Origin of the sequence: Tepidiforma sp. (genome assembly GCF_026419595.1) — a bacterium.
Classification (GTDB): domain Bacteria; phylum Chloroflexota; class Dehalococcoidia; order Tepidiformales; family Tepidiformaceae; genus Tepidiforma.
This window is the reverse complement of sequence record NZ_JANZZD010000001.1, coordinates 23,439-46,923: the sequence shown is the minus strand read 5'-3', so window position 1 is coordinate 46,923 and position 23,485 is coordinate 23,439. Positions and strand designations below refer to the sequence as shown.

Annotated in this window: 21 protein-coding genes; 9 read left to right on the top strand and 12 right to left on the bottom strand. The window is 72.4% G+C overall.

Annotation, left to right across the window (positions count from 1 at the left end):
- Window positions 1–2: 2 nt before the first annotated feature.
- The 11 genes from N2041_RS00195 to glmU all read right to left on the bottom strand — a co-directional run bounded on the left by N2041_RS00195 (window position 3) and on the right by glmU (window position 11,911).
- Window positions 3–818: a formyltransferase family protein gene (locus N2041_RS00195; RefSeq protein WP_297674660.1), complete on the bottom strand. Its 816-nt coding sequence runs from the start codon at window positions 816–818 to the stop codon at window positions 3–5.
- Window positions 805–1,071: an exodeoxyribonuclease VII small subunit gene (gene xseB, locus N2041_RS00190; RefSeq protein WP_297674658.1), complete on the bottom strand. Its 267-nt coding sequence runs from the start codon at window positions 1,069–1,071 to the stop codon at window positions 805–807. Before xseB ends, N2041_RS00195 begins: the two co-directional genes overlap by 14 nt.
- On the bottom strand, window positions 1,071–2,264 hold the full coding sequence (gene xseA, locus N2041_RS00185) for an exodeoxyribonuclease VII large subunit (RefSeq protein WP_297674656.1): 1,194 nt from the start codon (window positions 2,262–2,264) through the stop codon (window positions 1,071–1,073). The genes xseB and xseA overlap by 1 nt, the downstream gene beginning before the upstream one ends.
- Before the next feature lie 53 nt (window positions 2,265–2,317).
- Window positions 2,318–2,878, bottom strand: a complete 561-nt coding sequence (gene efp, locus N2041_RS00180; RefSeq protein ID WP_270056864.1) for an elongation factor P — start codon at window positions 2,876–2,878, stop codon at window positions 2,318–2,320.
- Window positions 2,875–4,002, bottom strand: a complete 1,128-nt coding sequence (locus N2041_RS00175) for an aminopeptidase P family protein (protein ID WP_297674653.1) — start codon at window positions 4,000–4,002, stop codon at window positions 2,875–2,877. The genes efp and N2041_RS00175 overlap by 4 nt, the downstream gene beginning before the upstream one ends.
- Complete coding sequence (gene aroQ, locus N2041_RS00170) at window positions 3,999–4,439, bottom strand: type II 3-dehydroquinate dehydratase (protein ID WP_297674651.1); 441 nt, start codon at window positions 4,437–4,439, stop codon at window positions 3,999–4,001. The genes N2041_RS00175 and aroQ overlap by 4 nt, the downstream gene beginning before the upstream one ends.
- 34 nt (window positions 4,440–4,473) lie before the next feature.
- Window positions 4,474–5,454, bottom strand: a complete 981-nt coding sequence (locus N2041_RS00165; protein ID WP_297674650.1) for a tyrosine recombinase — start codon at window positions 5,452–5,454, stop codon at window positions 4,474–4,476.
- Between the two features lie 70 nt (window positions 5,455–5,524).
- Window positions 5,525–8,002, bottom strand: a complete 2,478-nt coding sequence (gene topA / locus N2041_RS00160) for a type I DNA topoisomerase (RefSeq protein WP_297674648.1) — start codon at window positions 8,000–8,002, stop codon at window positions 5,525–5,527.
- A gap of 119 nt (window positions 8,003–8,121) precedes the next feature.
- Window positions 8,122–9,243, bottom strand: a complete 1,122-nt coding sequence (gene dprA, locus N2041_RS00155) for a DNA-processing protein DprA (RefSeq protein WP_297674647.1) — start codon at window positions 9,241–9,243, stop codon at window positions 8,122–8,124.
- Window positions 9,244–9,269: 26 nt separating this feature from the next.
- Window positions 9,270–10,538, bottom strand: a complete 1,269-nt coding sequence (locus tag N2041_RS00150) for a hemolysin family protein (RefSeq protein ID WP_297674644.1) — start codon at window positions 10,536–10,538, stop codon at window positions 9,270–9,272.
- 20 nt (window positions 10,539–10,558) lie between these two features.
- On the bottom strand, window positions 10,559–11,911 hold the full coding sequence (gene glmU, locus N2041_RS00145) for a bifunctional UDP-N-acetylglucosamine diphosphorylase/glucosamine-1-phosphate N-acetyltransferase GlmU (protein WP_297674642.1): 1,353 nt from the start codon (window positions 11,909–11,911) through the stop codon (window positions 10,559–10,561).
- A 187-nt stretch (window positions 11,912–12,098) separates the two neighbouring features.
- On the opposite strand from glmU, the gene alaS reads away from it, so the two are divergent.
- Window positions 12,099–14,795 (top strand): alanine--tRNA ligase, encoded by a 2,697-nt coding sequence (gene alaS / locus N2041_RS00140; protein ID WP_297674639.1) that lies wholly within the window; start codon window positions 12,099–12,101, stop codon window positions 14,793–14,795.
- Window positions 14,796–14,810: 15 nt separating this feature from the next.
- On the opposite strand, the gene N2041_RS00135 is transcribed toward alaS, so the two are convergent.
- Complete coding sequence (locus N2041_RS00135; protein WP_297674637.1) at window positions 14,811–14,978, bottom strand: hypothetical protein; 168 nt, start codon at window positions 14,976–14,978, stop codon at window positions 14,811–14,813.
- A gap of 39 nt (window positions 14,979–15,017) precedes the next feature.
- On the opposite strand from N2041_RS00135, the gene N2041_RS00130 reads away from it, so the two are divergent.
- From N2041_RS00130 to tgt, 8 genes are read left to right on the top strand one after another with little or no spacing between them, the layout of a single operon-like run.
- Window positions 15,018–16,355 carry a baseplate J/gp47 family protein gene (locus N2041_RS00130; protein WP_297674635.1) on the top strand — a complete coding sequence of 446 codons (1,338 nt, stop codon included), beginning with the start codon at window positions 15,018–15,020 and terminating at the stop codon, window positions 16,353–16,355.
- Window positions 16,352–16,789, top strand: coding sequence for a Holliday junction resolvase RuvX (gene ruvX, locus N2041_RS00125; protein ID WP_297674633.1), 438 nt, complete (start codon window positions 16,352–16,354; stop codon window positions 16,787–16,789). Before N2041_RS00130 ends, ruvX begins: the two co-directional genes overlap by 4 nt.
- The gene (gene mltG, locus N2041_RS00120) at window positions 16,789–17,880 is read left to right on the top strand and encodes an endolytic transglycosylase MltG (protein WP_297674631.1); all 1,092 of its coding nucleotides are present in this window, start codon (window positions 16,789–16,791) and stop codon (window positions 17,878–17,880) included. Before ruvX ends, mltG begins: the two co-directional genes overlap by 1 nt.
- Window positions 17,877–18,719 carry a shikimate dehydrogenase gene (gene aroE / locus N2041_RS00115; protein ID WP_297674629.1) on the top strand — a complete coding sequence of 281 codons (843 nt, stop codon included), beginning with the start codon at window positions 17,877–17,879 and terminating at the stop codon, window positions 18,717–18,719. The genes mltG and aroE overlap by 4 nt, the downstream gene beginning before the upstream one ends.
- On the top strand, window positions 18,716–19,390 hold the full coding sequence (locus tag N2041_RS00110; RefSeq protein ID WP_297674627.1) for a hypothetical protein: 675 nt from the start codon (window positions 18,716–18,718) through the stop codon (window positions 19,388–19,390). The genes aroE and N2041_RS00110 overlap by 4 nt, the downstream gene beginning before the upstream one ends.
- 2 nt (window positions 19,391–19,392) lie before the next feature.
- On the top strand, window positions 19,393–20,571 hold the full coding sequence (gene aroC / locus N2041_RS00105; protein WP_297674625.1) for a chorismate synthase: 1,179 nt from the start codon (window positions 19,393–19,395) through the stop codon (window positions 20,569–20,571).
- A complete protein-coding gene (gene aroB / locus N2041_RS00100) occupies window positions 20,571–22,244 on the top strand; it encodes a 3-dehydroquinate synthase (protein WP_297674623.1) in 1,674 nt (557 codons plus the stop codon). The genes aroC and aroB overlap by 1 nt, the downstream gene beginning before the upstream one ends.
- Entirely contained in the window at window positions 22,241–23,401 is a 1,161-nt protein-coding gene (gene tgt / locus N2041_RS00095; protein ID WP_297674621.1) for a tRNA guanosine(34) transglycosylase Tgt, read from the top strand. Before aroB ends, tgt begins: the two co-directional genes overlap by 4 nt.
- Window positions 23,402–23,485 lie beyond the last annotated feature (84 nt).

The following is a 23,485-nucleotide window of genomic DNA, read 5'->3' as shown; positions in this document are numbered from 1 at the left end:
GCTCAGTATACGGCCGGCCCGGCTGCTGCGAGCGCCGCCTCGACGGCCTCCGTGAGGTCCAGCGGCGCCGGCGGCGGCACCGCCAGCCGCCCTTCGGCCACCGCCCGCAGCGTCTCGACGAGGAACGGCCGCTCCCGCGCCACTCCCCGCGCCCGGATGTCCGCATACAGGGGCGTCGCCATGATCGCCTCGAGGTCCATCGCCGCCGCCTCCGCTGACGGCAGCGCCGCCCAGAGCGCCTCGTTCGCGGCGTCCCGGATGCCGTACCGGCAGAAGCTCACCGCCGGGCCGCGGTCCACGTCCCCCGTCACCACGTTCATCATGCAGCCCGATTCCCGTGCGCCGGCGCGAATCAACGCGGCGATGACCTCCTGGTAGGTGCCCACCGGCCCGTCGGGCAGCGCCGGGTGGTCGTTCAGGAACGTGTACCGCCCGTACAGCGCCTCCGTGGCGATGAGCATGTAGCCGAACATCAGGCCGAGGTCGAACCCGTACCGCCCCAGCCGCCTCGCGACCTCCGCGTCGAACTCGTACCGCCACGGCTGCAGCGGCTCCCCCGGCCGCCCCACCTTTCCGCCCCGCGCCTTCCGGAAGGCCACCGACGAGAGCAGCTCGACGGGCGCGCCTCGCGCTTCCGCCATCGCGATCAGCCGGTCGGTCGGCTCCGCCTCGCCCCGCTCGCGGTTCACGAACACCACCGCAACCTCCACCGGCAGCCCGCGATCGATCGCCCCGAACAGGTGCTCGAGCGCGCCGTAGGAGCCCGGTCCCCGCCCCGTCGTGAGCCAGGCGATGCGCAGCCGGCTACTCCCCGGCATCGAACTCCGCCTCGTCGTACTCCTCCTCGATCTCCTGCAGCTCCGCCGTCTCCCGCTCGAGCCGCTGCTGGATCGTCTGCAGCTTCAACTCTGCCCCTTCGAGGATCGCCCGCAGCCGGTCGACGAGCGCCGCGCCCTCCTCGTACAGCTTCAGCGACTCTTCCAGCGGCAGGTTGCCCTGCTCCAGCCGCCGCGCATGCTCCTCCAGCTGCGCGTACAGCGCCTCGAACCGTTCGCTCCCCTCGCTCGGCATCAGCGCACCTCCGTCCAGAATGCCCCGTCCGAAACCGCGACCCGCAGGCGGTCGCCGGCCTTCACGCCGCGGACGCTCGAAATCACCGGCTGGCGCCCGCCTTCGCGCTGCACGATGGCGAACCCCCGCCGCAGCGTGGCCATCGGGTCGAGCGCCGCGAATCGCGCGGCCAGCGTTTCGAACCGCGCGCGCTCCCGGGCTGCCCGCCCTTCTGCCGCTTCTTCCATGTCCCGCGCCAGCTCCGCTACCGCCGCCCGGAGCTCGCCGACCCGCGGTGCGCCGCGCCGCAGCCGGCCCGCCGCGGCCTCCGTATCCGCTGCCAGCCCCGCGATGACGTGCCGCACCGACGATGCCATCGCCCGGTCCAGCATCCCGAGGCTTCGTTCGACCGCCGCGATGTCCGGCGTCGCCCGCTCGGCCGCTGCGCTCGGCGTCGCGGCCCGCAGGTCCGCCACGAGGTCCGCGATCGTCACGTCCGTCTCGTGCCCCACGCCCGTCACGACCGGGTGCGGCGAGGCGTAAATCGCCCGCGCCACCCGCTCGTCGTTGAATGCGTGCAGGTCTTCGGCCGCGCCGCCCCCGCGAGTCACGAGGATGAGGTCGAGGTCAGGCTCCTGCGCCAGCCGCCGCAGCGCCGCGACCACCTGCCCAGGCGCCTGCTCGCCCTGCACCTGCGCCGGCGCGAACACCAGCGTCGCCACCGGCCACCGCTTCCGGAGCACGAACTGCACGTCGTGGAGCGCCGCGCCCCCGGGCGAGGTCACCAGCCCGATGCGCAGCGGGAACCGCGGCAGCGGCCGCTTCCGCGCCGGGTCGAACAGCCCCTCTGCTTCCAGCCGGAGCCGCAGCTCCTCGAGCTTCGCCGCCAGCACGCCGACCCCTTCCGGCCGCGCGAAATCGCAGACCAGCTCCAGCTCGCCTCGCTGCAGGTACACCGAGATGCGCCCGTGCACGATCACCCGCTCGCCGTCCTTCAGGACGAAGCCCGGCGGCATCCGGTCGCGCCACATCACGCACCGGATCGCGGCCTTCGCATCGCGCAGGGTGAAGTACCGGTGCCCCGCCGTGCTCCGCGACGAGTTCGACACCTCGCCTGTGACCCACACGTCGGAGAGGAACTCGTTCGCCTCGAGGTACTCGCGGAGGAACGCGACGAGTGCCGAAACCGGCAGGACGTGGTCGTTCGCAGCCATCGCCGGGTTAGGCTACGGCCTCGCCGCCCGACTGGCGAGACGCATCCGGCCGCCTACTGCACGCGCTCGATGTACTGGCCCGTTTCCGTGTTCACCCGGATCTTCGTCCCCGGTTCCACGAAGAGCGGCACCTGCACCACGAGCCCCGTCTCCAGCGTCGCCGGCTTCGTGCCGCCCGTCGCCGTGTCGCCCTTGAAGCCGGGCTCCGTATCCGTGACCACCAGCTCGACGGTGATCGGCAGCTCCACGCCGATCACTTCGTCGCCGTACAGCACCACCTCGCAGGTGTCGTTCTCCTTCAGGTACTTCGCCGCATCCCCCACCTTGTCGGCGCTCACGGGGATTTGCTCGAAGGTCTCCGTGTTCATGAAGTAGTAGAACTCGCCGTCGTTGTACAGGTACTGCATCTCGCGGCGCTCGACGCGCGCCCGCTGGAACTTCGTCCCCGCCTGGAACGTCTGCTCGATGATCGCGCCGCTCCGCACGTCGCGGAACTTGATGCGCACCTGCGCCGAACCGCGCCCCATCTTGATGTGCGCGTAGTCGAGAATCGAGTACAGCTTCCCGTCGAGCTCGATGGTCGCGCCCTTCTTCAGCTCACCCGTCGAAATCATGCGTCACTCCCCTCCAAGGTCAGTTTCGGTGCGTGGCTCAGGACGCGCGCCTTGCCATCCTCGAGCACGACGATGTCTTCGATGCGCACCCCGCCCCAGCCGGGCAGGTAGATGCCGGGTTCAATGGTAAACACCATTCCCGCTTCGAGAACATGGTCCGATGACGGCCCGAGATACGGGTCTTCATGAATCTCCAGCCCGACGCCGTGGCCGAGCCCGTGCCCGAACGCCTCGCCGTAGCCCGCGGCGCGAATGACCGCGTGCGCCAGTTCGTGCGCGTCGGAAGCCCGCATCCCCGGCTCGACGCCTTCGATGGCTGCGAGCTGCGCCGCCCGCACCACCTCGTATACCTCCCGGAACCGCGCGCCCGGCTCTCCCAGCACCACCGTCCGGGTCAGGTCCGAGCAGTAGCCGCGGAACCGCGCCCCGACGTCGATGACGATCGGCGCCCCGGGCGCGAAGCCCTCCGCCCGCGGCTGCGCGTGCGGCAGCGCGCTCCACGGCCCGCCCGCCACGATGCTCGGGAACGAGACGCCGCTCCCGCCTTCCTCCCGGACGTACCGTTCGAACCGGTCCGCGGCCTCCAGCTCGGTCATCCCCGGCGCGAGCTCGCGCGCCAGCCGCTCGAACGCCCGGTCGCTGATGCGGATCGCCTCCTCCAGCAGCGCCAGCTCCTCCGCGTCCTTCACCCGCCGCAGCTCTTCGACGAGCCCCGCCGCCGGCACCAGCTCCGGGCGGTCGCCCGCCGGCATTTCCGCGACGGCGGCCTCAAGTGCGAGGAAGCCCGCGTAGGTCAGGTCGCGCGGCGCAACGCCGATGCGCTTCCCCGCCGCGCCGGCGTTCCCCACCAGCTCCCGCAGCCAGCCGCTCCGCGGGCCCTGCGCGCGCAGCACCGCCACCCCCCGCCCGGCCGTCTCGACGTCAGCCTGCTCCCAGTAGCGCGAGTCGACCGCGAGCACGGCGGCGTCGCGCGTGACGAGCAGCACCCCCGCGGAGCCCGTAAAGCCGCTCAGGTAGGCGCGCGACGCCCAGCCCGGCCCCTCCTCCCCGGGCGCCGCGATGAGCAGGCCGTCCAGGCCCTCGCGTTCCAGCAGCGCCCGCAGCCGCGCCAGCCGCGCGCTCACCGGCGCGCCTCCAGGTAATCGAGCAGCAGGTTCGCCGCCGCGGTGTACCCGTCCCGGCCCAGCCCTGTCACCTGGCCGATGCAGACGCCGGCGATGAGCGACCGGTGCCGGAACCCCTCCCGCCGGTGGGTGTTCGAAAGGTGCACCTCCACGACCGGCAGCTGGACCGCCTCGATGGCGTCCCGCAGCGCCACCGACGTGTGCGTCCACGCGCCGGCGTTCAGGATGACCCCGTCGACCACCCGCCGGTAGTGGTGCAGCGCGTCGATGAGCGCGCCCTCGTGGTTCGTCTGGTAGCAGAGCACCGCGGCGCCCCGGGCGTTCGCCGCCGCCGCGACGTCCGCTTCGATATCGAGCAGAGTGGTCGTGCCGTAGATTTCCGGTTTCCGTTCGCCGAGCAGGTTCAGGTTCGGCCCGTGCGCCAGCAGAATCTGCATCGTCAGCCGATTGTCCGATGCCGGCCCCGCCCTGTCACCCCTCGGCCGCCGCGCGCCGGCGCCGGGCGCGCCCCGATTCCAGCGTCTCCTCGGCCAGCCGCTCCCACGCCTGCCGCGTCAGCTGCGCCTGCATCTGCCGGCTCACGTGCGTGTAAATCTGCGTCGTCGCCGGCGACGAATGCCCGAGCAGCTCCTGCACGATGCGCAGGTCCGCGCCGCCGTCGAGCAGGTGGGTCGCGAACGAGTGCCGCAGCAGGTGCGGGTGCACCTCCGCCGGGATACCCGCGGCGACTGCGTGCTTCCGCACCAGCTCCTGCACCGACCGCGCCGTCAGCCGGCCCCCGAACCGGTTGAGGAACAGCGCCGGCGCGGCCCGGCCGCCCTTCGCTGCCGCCGCTAGCAGCGGCCGGCCCTCCGCGAGGTACCGCTCGAGCGCCTGCATCGCCGGCTCGCCGAAGAGCACCAGCCGCTCTTTCGAACCCTTGCCGTGCACGATGGCGGCACCCTCCGCGAGGTTCACCTGCCCGAGGTCGAGGCTGACCAGCTCCGAAATCCGCAGCCCGCCGCCGTAGAGCAGCTCCATCAGCGCGCGGTCGCGCAGCCCCTGCGGCGTGGACGGGTCGGGCGTCTCCAGCAGCCGCGCCAGCGTCGCCGGGTCGAGCACCTTCGGCAGCCGCCGCGGCCGCTTCGGCATCGCCGTCCCGTTGAGCAGGTCCCTCTCGGTGGCGCCCTCCCGCTGCAGGTACCGGTAGAAGCCGTGCACCGTGCTCGTCCGCCGCGTCAGCGAAGCCGGCGCCATCCCGCCGGCCTTCAGCTCCCCGAGGTACTCCCGAAAGGTCTGCCGCGAGACCGCCAGCGGCTCCAGCTCCCGCTCCCGGCACCAGCGCAGGAACGCCCCGATGTCGTTCCGGTAGTTCCGAATCGTGTGCGGCGACCGGCCTGCGACCGTCCCCAGCTCCCGGAGGTACGCCTCGAGGAACGCCTCGGCCGTCTTGTGGGGCGCGATGCTTGGCATAACGGCATCCTGCTCCGTCAAGACGCCGTACGCAAGCTCCCGCCGGCCGCCGCGCCGGTTCGGCCCGGCTTCAGCTCGCCTTCCGCGCCGCGGCGTTCGCCCGCCGCTTCGCGAAGGCCGCCTTGCCGCGCGCGCTCCGCTCGAGGAGCTTTCGGTTCGCCTCCTCCCGGACCTCCGGCGGGCGCGGCGGTGTCATCTTCCCCGGCTCGAGGCTGTTCGTCGTGTAGCTGCAGTTCGGATAGTTCCAGCAGGCGTAGAACGTCCCCCGGCGCGAGCTCTTCTCCACCAGCTGCCCCGTCTCCGGCTCCTCCGGGCAGGGCACGCCGACGGGCACCCCGCCGCGGAAATCGCACGTCCCGGCCGCCCGGTTCTCGCACTCGACGTACTCGCCGAACCGCCCCGACTTCTTCAGCAGCCGGCCGCCGTCCTTCGGGCAGCGGTACGGGATGGCCACCGGCTCGCCCGCCCGCACCGGCTGCCCGTCCGGGCCCATCGGCAGCGTGAACGTGCACTCCGGGTAGCGCGGGCAGCCGAAGAACTTCCCGTTCCGTCCCCACTTGATGACGAGGTTCGCCTGCCCGCACCCCTCGCAGGGGATGTCCGTCGGCTGCTGCTCCTTCTCCGCCGAGGCCTCGGCCCGGTCGAGTTCGGCCTTGAACTCCGGCCAGAATTCCCGCAGCACCTCCATCCAGTCCCGCTCGCCCGAAGCGACCTCGTCGAGCTCTTCCTCCATCTCGCCCGTGAACGGCACGTCCACGTACTTCTTCATGTGCTGCTCGAGCAGGTCGTGCACGATGAACCCGAGCTCCTGCGGCACGAGCTGCCGCCCTTCCTTCCGCACGTACTCCCGCTTCAGCACCGTCTGCACGATGCTCGCGTAGGTGCTCGGCCGGCCGATGCCCAGCTCCTCCAGCGCCTTCACCAGCGACGCCTCGGTGTACCGCGGCGGCGGCTGCGTCTCGTGCCGCTTCGCCTCCACGGCTCGCCGCTCCAGCACGTCGCCCGCCGCCAGCTCGGGCAGCGCATCGACCACCTGCTCGCCGTCCTCGTCGGTCTCGGCCGCCTCGGCGCCGTACGCCTTCAGGTGGCCTTCGAACACCAGGGTGCTCGCGTTCGCCCGGAACGTCCCGGCCGGCGCGCCCTCCGCCGTCGCCTCGATGTCGACCGTCATCGTCCGGTAGACCGCATCCGTCATCTGGCTGGCGAGGAACCGCTGCCAGATCAACTGGTACACCTTCAGCTGTTCCGAGCTGAGCGCCCGCCGCAGCTGCTCCGGCGCCAGCGCCGGGTTCGTCGGCCGGATCGCCTCGTGCGCCTCCTGCGCGCCACGCGCCCGCGTCCGGTAGACCCGCGGCTTCTCGGGCACGAACGCCTCGCCCCAGGTCTCCCGGATGAACGTGCGCGCCTGCTGCTGCGCCACCGGCGAGACCGCGACCGAGTCCGTGCGCATGTAGGTGATCAGGCCGGGCATCCCGTTGACGCCCTCGTACAGCTCCTGCGCGACGGCCATCGCCCGCGCGGTCGACATCCCAAGGCGGTTGACCGCCGCCTGCTGGAACGTGCTCGTCGTGAACGGCGGCGCCGGCGACACCTTCCGCTGCCCCGGCTTCACGGCGGTCACCGCGAACCGCGCCCGCCGGTATCCCTCGAGCAGCCGGTTCGCCGTCGCCTCATCCGGGATCGCCGGGCCTGCCGGGCCGAACTCCGGCCGCATCTTTGCGCCCTTCTTCATCCCGTCGAAGCTCACGAGCCCCGCCGCGAACGGCCGCCCCTCTTTCGCGAGCTGCGCCTCCACCGTCCAGTACTCCACCGGCACGAACGACTGGATCTCGCGCTCCCGCTTCACGATCAGCCCGAGCGCCACGCTCTGCACCCGGCCGGCGCTCGCCCCCCGGCTCACCTTCTTCTGCACGAACCACGTCAGCGGGTAGCCGATCAGCCGGTCGAGCACGCGCCGCGCCTGCTGCGCATCGACGAGGTGCATGTCCAGCTTGCCCGGCTCCCGGCGGCCGTGACCGTCGTCCGCCTTCGGCGCCTGCCCCGTCGCTTCCGCGAACGCTGCTTCGATCGCGGGCCGCGTGATCTCGTGGAACACCACGCGGGTCACCTTCTCATCCGGGATGCCCGCCGCCTCCTTGATGTGCCACGCGATCGCCTCGCCCTCGCGGTCGGGGTCCGTGCTCAGGAAGACCCGCTCCGCCTTCTTCGCCGCCTCCGCGATCTCCTTGATGACCTCCGCCTTGTCGACCCGGCTCGAGCGGTCCTTCACCACGACGTACTTCGGGCGGAAATCGAGCTGCTCGACGTTCTCGACGCCGTAGCCGTAGGTCGGCAGGTCGCGGACGTGCCCGAGCGAGGCCATCACCTCGTAGTCGCTGCCGAGGATGCCCTGGAGCGTGCGCGCCTTGGTCGGCGATTCCACCACCACGAGGTACCGCGGCCCCTTCCGGCTGCCCTTCGCCGGGGCCCGCGTGCCCGCTTCCGGCGCAGGGACCGCCGCCTCGCCGTCCTTCCGCTGTCGCTTCCGCGTTGCTGTTGCTGTCGCCACGATCCTCTCGCTGTTCCCCTCGAATCCCCGGCTGCCGGGACTTTCCAAGGTAGAGAGCGCTTCCGCCCTCTGTCCAGCAGGGGCTTCCCGCGGTCTTTCTGCTCGCCAGTTCGGCGCGCTCAGGCGATTCCGTAGGTCATCGGCCCCGTCTGTCGCACCAGCCCGTCGATTTCGAGCACGCTCAGCGCCCCCGCGACCTCCGCCGCCGGCTTCCCCAGCGCCCGCACGACGTCGTCGATGTGCCGCGGCCCGCCCGCCAGCAGCTGCAGAATCGGGTCGTCCCCGGCAGCCGCGGGCGCCGCGGCTGCGGTGCCCGCCGGGACCGATGCGCGCGCCCCCGGCAGCGGCAGCTGCGCCCCGCTCCCCAGCAGGTTCAGCTCTTCGCAGAGCTGCTCCGGCGTCGCGACCAGCTTCGCCGTGTTCTCCCGGATGAGCTGGTTCGTCCCCGCGCTCTGCGGCGAAAAGATGCTCCCCGGCACCGCGAAGACGTCCCGCCCCTGTTCGAACGCCCAGTTCGCCGTGTGGAGCGCGCCGCTCCCCTCTCCCGCCTCCACCACCAGCACCGCCCGCGCCAGCCCCGAAAGAATCCGGTTCCGCCGCGGAAAGTAGTCCCGCCGCGCGGGCGTCCCGAGCGGGTACTCGCTCACGAGGCACCCGACCTCCGCGATGCGCTCCGCCAGGCCGGCGTTCTCCCGCGGGTACACCTGGTCGATGCCGCCCGCCAGCACCGCCGCCGTCGGCGCGCCCCGCTCCACCGCCGTCCGGTGGGCGATGGCGTCCACGCCCCGCGCCAGCCCGCTGATGATCGCCACGCCCAGCTCTGCCAGCGCCGTGCAGAACGCTTCCGTCGCCTGCCGCCCGTACGGCGTGACCGACCGCGTCCCGACCACCGCGACCGCCTGGTCGAACTCCGGCCCGGCCGCGCCCCGCACCACCAGCACCGGCGGGCTCTGCGGAATCTGCCGCAGCCGTTCCGGGTACGCCGCGTCGCGCCAGGTCAGCGCGCGCGCCCCGGCCCGCTCGAGCGAGGCGAGCTCCTTCTCCGCGTCGAAGCTGGCCCGCACCCGCGCGAGGCTCCGCGCGTACGCCTCTTCGACCCCCGCGGCGCGCCAGTCGCCCGGCGCCGCCCGCCACGCTTCCTCGATGGAGCCGAACTTCGCCAGCAGCAGCGCGAAGCTCGTCGAGCCCAGGCCCGCCCTGCGCAGCGCCAGCCAGTACGGCAGCTCGTCGCCGTCGCTCATGACCCGCGCATCCTAGCAGGCTGCCCTCAGTGGGCCGCAACTTCCTCCCGCTCGCCCGTCCGCTGCCGCGTAATCCGCAGCCGCCGCACCCGCCGGCCGGACATGCTCAGCACGCGCAGCGTCAGGCCATCCACCTCGACCTCGTCGCCGACCGCCGGCAGCCGGCCGAGGTGATGGATCAGGAACCCGCCGATCGTGTCGAAGTCTTCCGACTCGACGTCGAGCCCGAACAGCTCCTTCAGCGCGTCGGTGCTCGTGCCCGCGTCCAGCACCACCTCGTCCGGCGAAATCACCTCGATCGACGGCCGCGCGACGTCGTACTCGTCTTCGATCTCCCCGACGATCTCCTCCAGCAGGTCCTCGATGGTCACGATGCCCGCCGTGCCGCCGTACTCGTCGACCACGATCGCCATGTGCGTCCGCCGCGCCTGCATCTCCGTCAGCAGCTCGTCCAGCCGTTTCGATTCCGGGATGAAGTACGCCTCGCGCACCAGCTCGGCGATGGGCCGGTCGCGGCCGCCGTTCGCCACCGCCCGCAGCAGGTCCTTCGCGTAGACGATGCCGACGATGTCGTCGATGTTCTCGCGGTAGACCGGCACCCGGCTCACGCCCCGCTCCGTGACGATCGCCGCCACGTCGCCCACCGTCGCGCTGATGTCCGCCGCGGCGACGTCGATGCGCGGCACCATGATTTCGCGCGCCGTCTTGTCCTCGAGCGCGATGACCCCGCGGATCATGCGCCGCTCCTGCTCCTCCACGCCGCCTTCCGCTTCCTCTTTCTCGACGAGCGCGAGGATGTCCGTCTCCGGCTCCGGCGTCACCCACCGGATCGAGCGCGCCGCCAGCGCCGCCGGGAGCCCGAGCACGAACGCCGGCACGGCGAACGCCCGCCGCGTCGCCACCGCCACCCCCGAGAGCTTGAGCGCCGCGTACTCCGGGGCCCGCGCGACCACCATGCCGACCGCCATCTGCACCATCGCGATCAGGACGCCGCCGGCCATCCCGAACCCGATGCCGCCGCGCGCCGCCCCGTACCGCTCCGCCCCGAGGTAGGCGAACAGCGAAATCACGAGAGCCGCCGTGAGCACCCGCGCCGCCGTGATCGTCCCGAGGTAGCGCCCCGGCTGCTCCACGCTCGGCACGATCCGCAGCGCCTGCCGGTTGCCCCGGGCCGCCAGCGCCCGGATCCGCACGTCGTTCGCCCGCTCGAGCGCCGCTTCCGCCGCCGCGATCGCCGCCAGGGCAGCCGACCCCGCCGCGATGACCACGATTGCCAGCACATGAGAGGGTTCCATGCGTCGAACCTCCGCCCCGGTCAGGGCGAGGCTGGCCTGCGCTCCTTCCGTTCGAACGGCTTCGCCGGCACGCCGCGCACGCTCCCGCCCGCCGGCACATCCCGCGTCACCACCGCCCCGGTCGCCGTGAACGCCCCGTCGCCGAGGCGCACCGGCGCGACCAGCATCGTATCCGACCCGACGAACACCCCCCGTCCGATGACCGTCCGGTGCTTCGCCACCCCGTCGTAGTTGCAGGTGATGGTCCCTGCCCCGATGTTCGTCCCTTCGCCAACGTCGGCGTCGCCGAGGTAGCTGAAGTGATGCATCTTCACGCCGTTCCCGAGGCGCGAGTTCTTGACCTCGGCGTAGTTGTGCACCTCGCAGTCATCGCCGACCACCGCGCCGCCGCGGATGTGGGCGAACGGCCCGACGCTGCACCCCGCGCCAACCGCCGAATCCTCGACGACCGACGCCTCGACGCGTGTACCCCTGCCGACCCTGGCATTGCGGAGTGTCGTATTCGGACCGATGACCGCTTCCTCCGCGACCTCGCTCCGGCCTTCGATGCGGCTCCCTGCCAGCACCGTCACATCCTGCCCGAGCGTCGCCAGCGCCCCGATGAACGTCGTCGCCGGGTCTTCGATGGTCACGCCCGCGAGCATGTGCCGCTCGAGAATCCGCCGCCGCATCAGCGCCTCAGCCTGCGCCAGCTTCACGCGGTCGTCCACGCCGAGCGCCTCGTCCTCGCCGACGGTCACCGTCGCCGCCGGCCGGCCCTCGGCCGCTGCCATCGCCACGAGATGCGTCAGGTAGTACTCGCCCTTCGCGCCCACGGGCACCTGCGGCAGCTTCGCCCACAGCCACGCCGCATCGAACGCGTACAGCCCGGCGTTCACCTCCGCGGGGCCGTCCGGGCCCTCGTACTCGGCGGCTTCGACGACCGCCGCCGCTTCGCCGTCCGCATCGCGCACGACCCGGCCCATGCGGCCCGGCTCCGCCAGCCGGCAGACCGCGAACGCCAGCGGCCGCCCGGCCCTTGCCGCGATGAGCTGCCGCAGCGTCTCCGCCCGCGCGAGCGGCGCGTCGCCGTTCAGCACGACGACCGTCTCACAGCCGGCGAGCGCGCCCTCGCACCGCCGCACCGCCCCCGCCGTCCCGTCCAGCACCTCCTGCCGCACGAACCGAACGTCATCGGCCGCCAGCGCCGCCTCGACCCGCTCCGCCTCGTGGCCCGTGACGACTACGATCCGGGCAGGTGCCAGCGCGCACGCCGCCTCGATGACGTGCCACGCCATCGGCGCGCCGCAGACCGGGTGGAGCACTTTCGGGAGCCGGGAACGCATCCGGGTGCCCAGCCCCGCCGCGAGGACGACCACGCCGACCCCGCTCATCGGCCGTCCCCGCTCTGGTTCCCCGCGCGTTGCGCCGGGCCGGGCCAATCGGTACTGGGAGGTTCAGGTGAAGCGCACATAACAGACGGATATCCCGTCCGCATTCCATCCTAGAAACGCCCCGGAAGCCCTGTCAAGGCGCTCTCGACACCGCGCGCCGCCCGCCCCTAGGATGCCTCCAACGAGTATGAGCACCCCGCCGCGCACGTCCGACGAAATCCGCGACGCCTTCGTTTCCTTCTTCCGCGACCGCGGCCACGTCCTCCTTCCACCGTGGCCGCTCGTCCCCATCGGCGACCCGACCTCGATGTTCACCTCCGCCGGCATGCAGCAGTTCAAGCCCCAGTTCATGGGCGAAGAGCCGCCGGCCGCGCCCCGCGTCGTCACCGTCCAGCGCTGCTTCCGCACCACCGACATCGAAGAAGTCGGCGACCTCTCCCACCTCACCGCCTTCGAAATGCTCGGCAACTTCAGCTTCGGCGACTACTTCAAGCGCGAAGCCATCCGCTGGGCGTGGGAACTGCTCACGGAGGTTTACCGCCTCGACCCGGCCCGCCTCCACGCCACCATCTACCTCGACGATGACGACAGCTACGGCTACTGGCGCGACGTCGGGCTCCCCGACGACCACATCCATCGCCGCGACGAAGACCTGAACTACTGGTTCTCCTTCCCAAAGGACACGCCCGGCGCCAGCGGCCCCTGCGGCCCCGACAGCGAGATCTACTACGACCTCGACCCCTCCCGCGACCCGGCCGAGGCGCGCCTCCACACCGGCCCCGACGGTCGCCCCGCCGGCGTCGGCTACAGCGACCGGTTCCTCGAAATCTGGAACCTCGTCTTCATGCAGCTCTACCAGCACCCCGACGGGCGCCGCACCAACCTCCCCGCCCAGAACATCGACACCGGCAGCGGCCTCGAGCGCGTCGCTATGGTGCTCCAGGGCAAACGCTCCGTCTTCGAAACCGACATCTTCCTCCCCATCCTCGCCGAGGCCCAGGCCGTCGTCGGCGTCGACTACCTCGGCGGCGCTGCCTCCGAGCTGCAGGCCTACGCCATCCGCGCCATGGCCGAGCACTGCCGCGCCGCTACCCTCCTCATCGGCGACGGCGTCGTCCCCAGCAACGAAGGCCGCGGCTACGTCCTCCGCCGCGTCATCCGCCGCGCCATCTACTTCGCCCGCAAAGTCGGCGTCCGCGAACCGTTTACCCACCGCCTCGCCGAGGCCGCAATCGGACGGCTCGGCGGCGCCTACCCCCACCTCGTCGAAAACCGGCAGTTCATCCGGCGCGCCCTCTCCGCCGAGGAAGAGCGCTTCACCCGCACGCTCGAAGCCGGCACCCACCGCCTCGAAGACCTCCTCGAGCGCCTCCGCGCCGCCGGCGCCGCCGTCATCCCCGGCGACGAAGCCTTCACGCTTTACGACACGTTCGGACTCCCGGTCGAACTCACGCGCGAAATCGCCGCCGCCGAAGGCTTCACCGTCGACGATGCCGGCTTCCAGGCCGCGCTCGAAGCCCAGCGCCAGCGCGCCCGCCAGCAGGGCGCCTTCCTCAAAGGCGAAGTCTCCCCCGTCATCCAGCAGCTCGGCGAGGACCACTCCAGTTTCGTCGGCTACACCCACACCGAAGCCGATGCCGCCATCGTCGCCATCCTCCGCGGCGGCGCCCTCGCCGACCTCCTCACCGAAGGCCAGGAGGGCGAACTCGTCCTCTCCACCACCCCGTTCTACCCCGAAGGCGGCGGCCAGCTCGGCGACCGCGGGAACATCGTCACCCCCACCGGCGTCTTCCTCGTCGAAGACACCCAGGCCGCCGGCGGCGCCATCGTCCACCGCGGCCGGGTTACGGAAGGGGAGATTCGTGCCAGCCAGCGCGCCGCCGCTTCGGTCGACCTCCACTGGCGGCGCGGCGCCGCCCGGAACCACACCGGAACGCACATCCTCCACGCCGCCCTCCGCGCCATCCTCGGCACCCACGTCCGCCAGCAGGGCTCGCTCGTCTCCCCCGAGCGGCTCCGGTTCGACTTCACCCACCTCGAGCAGACGCCCCGCGAAGCCCTCGCCGAGGTCCAGCAGCTCGCCAACGAAAAAGTCCGCCACGACCTCGAAGTCCAGTGGCGCACCACCGGCTACCGCCAGGCCATCGAAGCCGGCGCGCTCGCCTTCTTCGGCGACAAGTACGGCAGCGAAGTCCGTGTCGTCGAAATCCGCGATGACGGCCACGTCTTCAGCGCCGAACTCTGCGGCGGCACCCACGTCCACCACACCGGCGAAATCGGCTTCATCCACATCATCCGCGAAGGTGCCGTCGCCGCCGGCACCCGCCGCATCGAAGCCGTCACCGGCCGCGCTGCCGAGGCCTACCTCCTCGAGCAGCAGGAGCGCCTCTACCGCCTCGCCGACCGGCTCAACACTTCGCCCGCCGAGCTGGAAGACCGCATCGACGCCCTCCAGTCCGAGCTCGAACGCCTCCGCAAGCAGGCCGAACAGCTCGCCCGCGTCCAGGCCGCCGCCATTGCCGAAGGGCTCGTCGCCTCAGCGCGGCCGGTCGGCGACGCCCGGCTCGTCGTCGCCCGCGTCGATGCCCTCAGCCAGGACGTCCTCCGCGATATCGCCGACCGTGTCCGCGGCCGGCTCAAGTCCGCCCTCGTCATCCTCGGCGCCGACCTCGAGGGCCGGCCCGCCTTCCTCGCCGCCGCCACGCCGGACCTCGTGGCCCGCGGCGTCCACGCCGGCACCATCATCCGCGCCGTCGCCCAGGCCGCCGGCGGCGGCGGCGGCGGCCGGCCCGACCTCGCCCAGGCCGGCGCCAAAGACCCGGCCCGCATCGATGCCGCCCTCGCCGAGGGCGAGCGGCTCGGAATGGAGGCGCTCTCCGGGTAACCGCCCGTCCGCCGTTCACCGAAGGGAGGCCGCACGCTGACGAACGCACCACCCCCGCCGGACGTCCCGCCAGCCGACCCCGCCGAGAGCCTCGCCGCCGTCGTCCTCATCGACCGCACCGAGGACATCGCCGCCATCTGCGGCCGCCTGGATACCGCCCCGTCCTGGGCCGTCGTCATCCACGCCCCCGATGGCAACCGCCAGCTCACCACCGAGCTCGGCATGCGCCGCCTCCTCCGCCACGCCGAAGAAACCGGCCGCGTCATCGCCATCGCCACCCGCTCCCGCGCTCTCGCCGACCGCGCCCGCCAGGCCGGCATCCCCGTCGCCCGCCGCCCCCACCAGGTCCGCTGGGACGCCGGCGGGAAGTACGTCGTCCGGCTCGGGCCGCTCTCCTTCGTCGCCCCGGCCATCGGCCGCTTCGTGCAGGTCGCTGTCATCGCCGGCATCGCCGCCGCGGCGCTCTTCCTCCTCCTCACCATGGCGCCCTCCGGCACGGTCGTCGCCTACCCGCCCTCCGAAACGCTCGCCGAGACCGTCACCGTCACGGTCGTCCGCGACCTCGCTGCGCCCGACCTCGAAGCGGGGCGTCTGCCGGCGGTCGCCGTCTCCGCGACCCGCTCCTACACCCTCGCCGTCCCGGCGACCGGCTCGGTCCGCGTCGGCGTCGGCTACGCCCGCGCCCCGGTGGTCATCACCAACCCCACCGGGGCCGACGTCGTCGTCGTTGCCGGCACCGCCCTCCTCGGCGGCCCGGACTTTCTCGACTTCGAACTCGAAGCCGATGTCACGGTGCCCCGCAACGGCACGGCCACCGCGACCGTCATCGCCCGCCAGCCCGGCGAGCGCCACAACCTCCCCGCGAACACCATCACCGGCTGGTTCGACGAGCGCTACCGCTTCCTCCGGGTCACCAACCCCGAACCGGCAGCCGGCGGCACCAGCGAACCCCGTCCCTCGCCGTCCGAGGCCGACGTCATCGCCATCCGCCAGCTCGCCGCCTCGCTCGCCGACTCGGACGAGGTGCGCGCCGACCTCGCGGCGGCCCGCCCCCACGACGCGGTCTTCCTCCGCACCGCAACCGCGAAGACGGCCCTCGGCACGCCCCGCCCGCCCATCGGCACCCCCTCGCCGGTCCTGCTCCTCGATGTGACCGTCGACGTCACCGCCCTCGCCATTCCCTCGGCTGTGCTCGAAGCCTTCGCCCGCCGCGTCCTTGTGCCCGGCGGCGACGAAGGCGATTTCCTCCCGGGCACGGTCCGCGCCGTCGAAACCGGGGCGAGCCAGTACGCCCCCGACGCCGACGCGTTCACCGCCAGCCTCCGCATCAGCGCCGAATTCGCCCGGGGCGTCACCGCCGGCGCCGTCGAGCACGCCGTCCGCGGCAAACGCCCCTCCGAAGCGAAGTCGATTCTCCGGGAGCGGTATGCTATTGAAGAAGCTGACGTGCGCGTCGTCCCCGGCTGGGCGCCCTTCCTGCCCCGCTTCGGGTTCCGCCTCGATGTGCGGCTCGCCGCACCCCCAGAGGCAGGTGGCGCCGCCTCGCCCTCCCGCGAATGAACGAACCACCCCCCGCCGCTCCCGCCCGGATCCTCGCGCTCGACCCCGGCGACGCCCGCATCGGCGTCGCCGTCTCCGATGAGCTCGGCATGCTCGCCCATCCCCGGCCGGCCATCCCCGGCCGCGACCGCGCCGCGGCCCTCCGGGCCATCGCGGACATCGTCGCCGCCGAAGGCGTCCGCGAAATCATCGTCGGCCTCCCGCTCTCCCTCTCCGGCGAGCGCGGCCCCCAGGCGCGCGCCGTCGAAGCGTTCGTCGCAGACCTCCGCCAGGCCGTCGCCGTGCCCGTCCGCACCGCCGATGAGCGGCTGACGAGCGCCCAGGCCTCCCGCCAGGCCCCCTCGGCCGCCCGCCGCCGCGACGGCACCCTCGATTCGCTGGCCGCCGCGCTGCTGCTCCAGGCCGAGCTCGATGCCCGCCGGGGTGCCGCCTGATGCGCAGCCCCATCACGCCGTTCGCCGCCGCCGGCCTCGCCCTCGCCGTCTTCGTCACCCTCCTGGCCGCGTGGCTCGTCGCCGGCACCCCGGCGGCCGTCCGCGGCAATCTCCCCGCGCCGGCGTCGGCCAGCGCACCTGCCGCCGACGCGAGCCCTGTCGCCTTTACGCTCGAGCGCGGCTCTTCGGCCGGCGAGGTCGGGCGCCGCCTCGAGGAGCTCGGCATCATCCGCTCCGGCCGGCAGTTCGAACTCCTCGCTCGCCTCACCGGCCTCCAGGGCAGCCTCAGCGCCGGCGACTACCTCCTGCCGCGCCCCGCCAGCGCCCTCACGGTCCTCCACCTCCTCACCGTGAAGGAAGCCGTGCCGGTCCTGCGGGTCACGTTCCCCGAAGGCCTCCGCATCGAAGAGATGGCCGTGCTCGCCGAGCAGGCCGGCTTCGGCCCCCGAGACGAATTCCTCGCGGCGGTCGCCCGCGCCAAGCTCCCGCCCGGCCTCGCCGAATACCTCCCGCCCGGCGCCGACCTGCAGGGCTACCTCTTCCCGGATACCTACATCATGCCCGTCGGCTCGACGATGGATGACCTCGTCGCCTACATGATTCGCACGCTCGACGAGCGCTTCACCCCGGAGCTCCGCGCCGCCGCTGCCGCCCGCGGCCTCAACCCCCACCAGGCGCTCACCCTCGCCTCCATCGTCGAGCGCGAAGCCGTTCTCCCGGCCGAGCGCCCCCTCATCGCCGGCGTCTTCTACAACCGCCTCGCTGCCGGCGACCGGCTCGGCGCCGACCCGACTGTCCAGTTCGCGGTCGCCCTCGACCCCGCCTCCGTCCAGCGCTACGGCTGGTGGAAGAAAGACCTCACCATCGTCGACCTCGAGAACCCCTCGCCCTACAACACCCGCCTCTTCCCGGGCCTGCCGCCCGGCCCCATCGCCTGCCCCGGCCTCGCGTCCATCGAAGCCGTCGCCTACCCGACCGATACCGACTACTACTATTTCGTCGCCGATGCGAAGAAGGGCGATGGTTCCCACGTCTTCGCCGTCACCTTCGCCGAGCACGAGCGCAACATCGCGCTCTACGGGGCGCCATGACCCGCCGCGCCGGCATCATCGGCTACCCCGTCGGCCACAGCCTCTCGCCGGTCTTCCAGCAGGCGGCCTTCGCCCACTCCGGCCTCGACGTCGTCTACGAGCGCTGGGAGACGCCGCTGCCCGACCTCCCGGCGCGCGTTGCCGCCCTCCGCGCCCCGGACGTCCTCGGCGCGAACGTCACCGTGCCGCACAAAGAGCACGTCATCCCGCTCCTCGACGAGGTCGGCGGGCTCGCGGCCCGGGCCGGCGCCGTCAACACGATCGTCAACCGCGACGGCCGCCTCTTCGGCTTCAACACCGACGGCCCCGGCTTCGTCGCCGCGCTCCGCCAGGAGGCCTTCTTCGAGCCCGGGGGCCGAGCCTTCCTCCTCCTCGGCGCCGGGGGCGCGGCCCGCGGAATCGCCCTGGCCCTGCTCGAAGCGCGCGCTGCCGCGGTCGACATCTGGAACCGGACGCCCGAGCGCGCCGCTGCACTGGCCCGCGACCTCGGCGCGCCAGCGCGGGCCCTCGCCGACCTGCCGCCGCTCGCCGGCTACGATTGCCTCGTGAACTGCACCACGGTCGGCATGAAAGGCGGCCCCGACCCTGAGGGCCTCCCCTGCCCGCTCGATTCCGCCGGCCCCGGCCTCCTCGTCGTCGATATCGTCTACGCCCCCCGCGTGACGCCGCTCCTCCGCGCGGCCGCGGCCCGGGGACTGCGCACCCTCGGCGGCCTCCCCATGCTCATCTACCAGGGCGCGCTCGCCTTCGAACTCTGGACCGGCCTGCCCGCGCCCGTCGACGTCATGGTCCGCGCCGCGGAAAACGAACTCGCCCGCCGGGAGGGCGCCGCCCGGTGATCCTCCTCGGCATGCTCATCGTCGGCGCCATCTTCCTCGTCGTCGGCTGGGCCGTCACCACCGAGATGCTCCAGCACCGCGCCTGGCGCCGCCGCGTCGCCTCCGGCGACACCGACATCATCGGCGCCCTCATCGAAGAAGCCCTGAACACCTGGCGCCGCGCCAGGCCCCCGAAAGGCATCCATCCCGGCACCTGGGCTGGCGTCCAGTCCGCCCAGCTCGTCGCAGTCGAACCCGACGGCGCGACTCTCTCCGCCTCCGCAGAGGGCGAATTCCGCACTGAAGGCGGCCGCCGCGTCCAGGTCACCTCCCCCCTCGACGAGGCGATCGCCATCGCCGCAAGGCTGCTCGACATGATGCTGTACGATGTCCCAAACCTCCGCCTCGGCACCGTGCGCGTCGACGTGTACACCACCTTCTCCGAACCCGATGGCACCCTCGCCCAGCGGCCGATCCTGACCGTCACCGCCGACCGCGCCATCGCCGAAGACCTCGCGTGGGACGCGCTCACTCCGGCCGAGATCCTCGGCCGCTTCGAAGCCCACTACGTGCGCGACCCGGCCGGCCGCGCCATTCCCATCGAGGTCCCTCCCATCACCGGCCGCCCGCCGCGTCCCGCTGCCGAGGCCGCCGCCGAATTCACCGCTCAGCGCGAGCGCCCCACGGAGTAAGCATGGGCCACTTCCGCTTCCTCACTGCCGGCGAAAGCCACGGCAAAGGCCTCACGATGGTCATCGAAGGCCTTCCCGCCGGCCTCCCTCTCTCCGAGGCCGACATCGCCCCCGACCTCGCACGCCGGCAGGGCGGCTACGGCCGCGGCGGCCGCATGAAAATCGAAAAGGACCACGCCGAGATCACCGCCGGCGTCCGTCACGGCCGCACCCTCGGCTCTCCCGTCGCCCTCTGGATCCAGAACCGCGACTGGGTCAACTGGACCGAAAAGATGGCCATCGAGCCCGTCGAAACCGAAATCGAGCGCGTCACCCGCCTCCGGCCCGGCCACGCCGACCTGCCCGGCGCCCTCAAATACGGCTTCGACGACGTCCGCAACGTGCTCGAGCGCGCCTCCGCCCGCGAAACCGCGGCCCGCGTCGCCGTCGGCGCTGTCGCCCGCCGCCTCCTCGCCGAGTTCGGCGTCGAAATCCGCAGCCGCGTCCTCGCCATCGGCGGCGTCCGCGCCCCCGAACCGGCCGGTCCCATCGACTGGGACGCCGTCGAAGCCAGCCCGGTCCGCTGCGCCGACCCCGCCGCCTCCGAAGCGATGGTCGCGGCCATCAATGCCGCCAAGCCGGACGGCGATACCGTCGGCGGCGAAATCGAAGTCCGCGCCATGGGCGTGCCGCCCGGCCTCGGCAGCCACGTCCACTGGGACCGCAAGCTCGACGGCCGCATCGCGCAGGCCATCCTGAGCATCAACGCCTTCAAAGCTGTCGGGCTCGGCCTTGGCTTCGAGGCCGCCGCCATGCGCGGCTCGCAGGTCCACGACGTCATCCTCCCGGTCGGCGAATGGCAGGGCCGGCCGTGGCGCCACGCCACCAACAACGCCGGCGGCATCGAAGCCGGCATCACCACCGGCGAAGACATCATCGTCCGCGCCGCCATCAAGCCGATCCCCACGCTCGCCCATCCCCTCCCCTCCGTCGACCTCGATACCGGCGAAGAAGTCCTCGCCCATTACGAGCGCAGCGACGTCTGCGTCGTCCCGGCCGGCGGCGTCGTCGCCGAGGCGATGGTCGCCATCGTCCTCGCCGATGCGTGGCTCGAAAAGTTTGGCGGCGACACCCTCGACGAGGTCCGCCGCAACTACGCGGCCTTCATGGACACCATCGGCCCGCGCGCCCGGGGCTCCTGATGGTCCCCCGCCGCATCTTCCTCATCGGCCTCTCCGGCAGCGGCAAGTCGACCACCGGCCGCATCCTCGCCGAGCGCCTCGGCTGGGCGTTCATCGACACCGATAAGGAAATCGAGCGCAAGGCCGGCGCCACCGTCGCCGAGCTCTTCGCCCGCGAAGGCGAAGCCGCCTTCCGCGAGCGCGAACTCCGCGCCCTCGAAGCCGCCGCCGCGCACGAACCGGCCGTCATCGCGACCGGCGGCGGCGCCCCCACCATCCCGGCCGCCCGCCCCATCCTCGGCAGCGGCTTCGTCGTCTGGCTCGCGGTCTCGCCCGCCGTCGCCGCCCGCCGCCTGCTCGAAGCGCCGAACGCCTCCGAGCGGCCGCTCCTCGCCGGCGACCCCCGCGCCCGCCTCGAAGCCCTCCTCCAGTCCCGCATCGAGCTCTACCGCGGCGCCGATGCCGCCATCGACTGCGACGACCTCACCCCCGAGGAGCAGGCCGAAGAGATCGAGCGCCTCTGGGCCGAATGGCAGCGCGACCCGGCACCGCCCGGCGAGCGCTTCTACAGCCCGCTCGCCTTCGCCCGGGAGGCCGGCAATCCGTCGATCCCCCCGCCGGCGGCGATCGTCACTGCGCCGGGCGGCACCTACCCCGTCCTCGTCGGCGAAGGCGCGCTCGACGCCCTCGGCGCCATCGCCCGCGACGCCGGCCTCGAAGGCCGCGCCTTCATCATCACCGACACCCACGTCGGTCCCCTCTTCGCCGGCCGGGCTGCCGCCGCGCTCGAGGCCGCCGGCTACCAGTCCGCCGCCTTCTCCATTCCCGCCGGCGAGAACTACAAGAGCCTCGAAACCCTCGCCAGCGTCTACGACTTCCTCGTCGACCACCGCATCGAGCGCACCGACTTCATCGTCACGCTCGGGGGTGGCGTCGTCACCGACCTCGGCGGATTCGCCGCTGCGACCATCCTCCGCGGCGTCCCCTTCATCCACGCCCCGACCTCCCTCCTCGCCATGGCCGACGCCGCCATCGGCGGGAAGACCGGCATCGACCACCCTCGCGGCAAAAACCTCATCGGCGCGTTCGCCCAGCCCCGCGCCGTCGTCATCGACCCCCTCCTCCTCCGCACCCTCCCGCCGCGCCAGCTCCGCAACGGCTGGGCCGAGCTGCTCAAGCACGGCTTCATCCTCGATGAAGCGCTCGTCCGCGACCTCGAGGCGGCCAGCATCGACGGTCCCCCGCTCACCTCGCCCGACCTCATCGCCCGCTCGGTCGCCATCAAAGCCGCCATCGTTTCCGAGGACGAGCGCGAATCTGGCCGCCGCACGCTCCTCAACTACGGCCACACCGTCGGCCACGCCATCGAAGCCGTCACCGGCTACGAAACATGGCTCCACGGCGAAGCCGTCGCCATCGGCATGCGCGCCGCCGGCATCATCAGCGTCGAACTCGGCCTCCTGCCCCCGGCCGAGTTCGAGCGCCAGCAGACCCTCATCCGCCGCTTCGGCCTCCCCGAAAGCGCCCCCGGCCTCGACCCGCGCGCCGTCTTCGATGCCACCCTCGTCGACAAGAAGGTCCGGGCCGGCTCCATCCGCTGGGTGCTCCTCGAGCGGATCGGCCACGCCATCGTCCGGCAGGGCGTGCCCGATGCTCTCGTCCACCACGCCATCGAGACCGTGACCCGCCCGTGACCTCGTCCCCGAGCGGCTTCCGCTTCGACCTCACCAGCACGCCGGCAGGCCCCGTCGCCCCCCGCACCGGCCGCATCACTACCCCGCGCGGCAGCTTCGAAACCCCCGTCTTCATGCCCGTCGGCACCCTCGCCACCGTGAAGACGCTCCTGCCCGCAGAAGTCGCCGCGACCGGCGCCCGGATCATCCTCGTCAACGCCTACCACCTCTACCTCCGCCCCGGCCACCGGCTCATCGAGCAGCTCGGCGGCGTCCACCGCTTCATGCGCTGGGATGGCCCCATCCTCTCCGACAGCGGCGGCTTCCAGGTCTTCTCCCTCGCCGGCCTCCGCAAAGTCACCGAAGACGGCGTTCGCTTCCGCTCGCACATCGACGGCTCCGAACACCACTACACCCCCGAGCTCGCCATGGAGGTTCAGCAGGCCCTGGGCGTCGATATCGCCATGCCGCTCGACCACGTCCTGCCCGGCGAAGCCAGCTTCGAAGCCGCCCGCGACGCCGTCGACCGCACCCTCCGCTGGTACCGGCGCTGCCGCGCCGCCGCCCCCGGGCTGACCACCTTCGCCATCCTCCAGGGCGGCACCCACCCCGAACTCCGCCGCTACCACGCCCGCGAAGCCATCCAGCTCGACCCGCCCGGCTTCTCCATCGGCGGCCTCTCCGTCGGCGAGCCCAAGGCCGTCATGTGGGCCACCCTCGATAGCACGAACGCCGAGCTCCCCATCGAAAAGCCCCGCTACCTCATGGGCGTCGGCAGCCCCGAAGACCTCATCGAAGGAATCGCCCGCGGCATCGACATGTTCGATTGCGTGCTCCCCACCCGCCTCGGCCGCAACGGCGCCCTCCTCACCGACGACGGCCGCATCAACCTCCGCGGCGCCGCCAACCGCGAGCGCGACGAGCCGGCCGACCCGGCCTGCGACTGCCTCGCCTGCAGCCAGTTCAGCCTCGCCTACCTCCATCACCTCTTCCGCAACGACGAGCTGCTCGGCCACCGGCTCGCCACGCACCACAACCTGCGCTACCTCGCCCGGCTCACCGAACGCGCCCGCGCCGCCATCCGGGAGGGGCGCTTCGAGGCCTTCCGGAGCGCCTTCCACGAGCGCTACCGGCCGGCCGACGAAGCAGCGCGGCTGGCGGGCCGACGAAAATCGTGAAGAAATCGCCGCCGGGGCCGAAGATCCCCCTTGCAAACAACGCCGGGGCGTGCCATCTTGAAAGTCCCCCGCCGGCATCAGCCA

Coding starts and splice junctions, on each gene's coding strand:
- mltG (WP_297674631.1), top strand. CDS start 16,789: ATGCGCAGCCCCATCACGCCGTTCGCCGCCGCCGGCCTCGCCCTCGCC.
- N2041_RS00130 (WP_297674635.1), top strand. CDS start 15,018: ATGCGCCGCCTCCTCCGCCACGCCGAAGAAACCGGCCGCGTCATCGCC.
- xseA (WP_297674656.1), bottom strand. CDS start 2,264: ATGGCTGCGAACGACCACGTCCTGCCGGTTTCGGCACTCGTCGCGTTC.
- glmU (WP_297674642.1), bottom strand. CDS start 11,911: ATGAGCGGGGTCGGCGTGGTCGTCCTCGCGGCGGGGCTGGGCACCCGG.
- N2041_RS00150 (WP_297674644.1), bottom strand. CDS start 10,538: ATGGAACCCTCTCATGTGCTGGCAATCGTGGTCATCGCGGCGGGGTCG.
- N2041_RS00165 (WP_297674650.1), bottom strand. CDS start 5,454: ATGCCAAGCATCGCGCCCCACAAGACGGCCGAGGCGTTCCTCGAGGCG.
- dprA (WP_297674647.1), bottom strand. CDS start 9,243: ATGAGCGACGGCGACGAGCTGCCGTACTGGCTGGCGCTGCGCAGGGCG.
- efp (WP_270056864.1), bottom strand. CDS start 2,878: ATGATTTCGACGGGTGAGCTGAAGAAGGGCGCGACCATCGAGCTCGAC.
- aroB (WP_297674623.1), top strand. CDS start 20,571: ATGGTCCCCCGCCGCATCTTCCTCATCGGCCTCTCCGGCAGCGGCAAG.
- aroQ (WP_297674651.1), bottom strand. CDS start 4,439: ATGCAGATTCTGCTGGCGCACGGGCCGAACCTGAACCTGCTCGGCGAA.
- aroE (WP_297674629.1), top strand. CDS start 17,877: ATGACCCGCCGCGCCGGCATCATCGGCTACCCCGTCGGCCACAGCCTC.
- N2041_RS00195 (WP_297674660.1), bottom strand. CDS start 818: ATGCCGGGGAGTAGCCGGCTGCGCATCGCCTGGCTCACGACGGGGCGG.
- xseB (WP_297674658.1), bottom strand. CDS start 1,071: ATGCCGAGCGAGGGGAGCGAACGGTTCGAGGCGCTGTACGCGCAGCTG.
- aroC (WP_297674625.1), top strand. CDS start 19,393: ATGGGCCACTTCCGCTTCCTCACTGCCGGCGAAAGCCACGGCAAAGGC.
- alaS (WP_297674639.1), top strand. CDS start 12,099: ATGAGCACCCCGCCGCGCACGTCCGACGAAATCCGCGACGCCTTCGTT.
- ruvX (WP_297674633.1), top strand. CDS start 16,352: ATGAACGAACCACCCCCCGCCGCTCCCGCCCGGATCCTCGCGCTCGAC.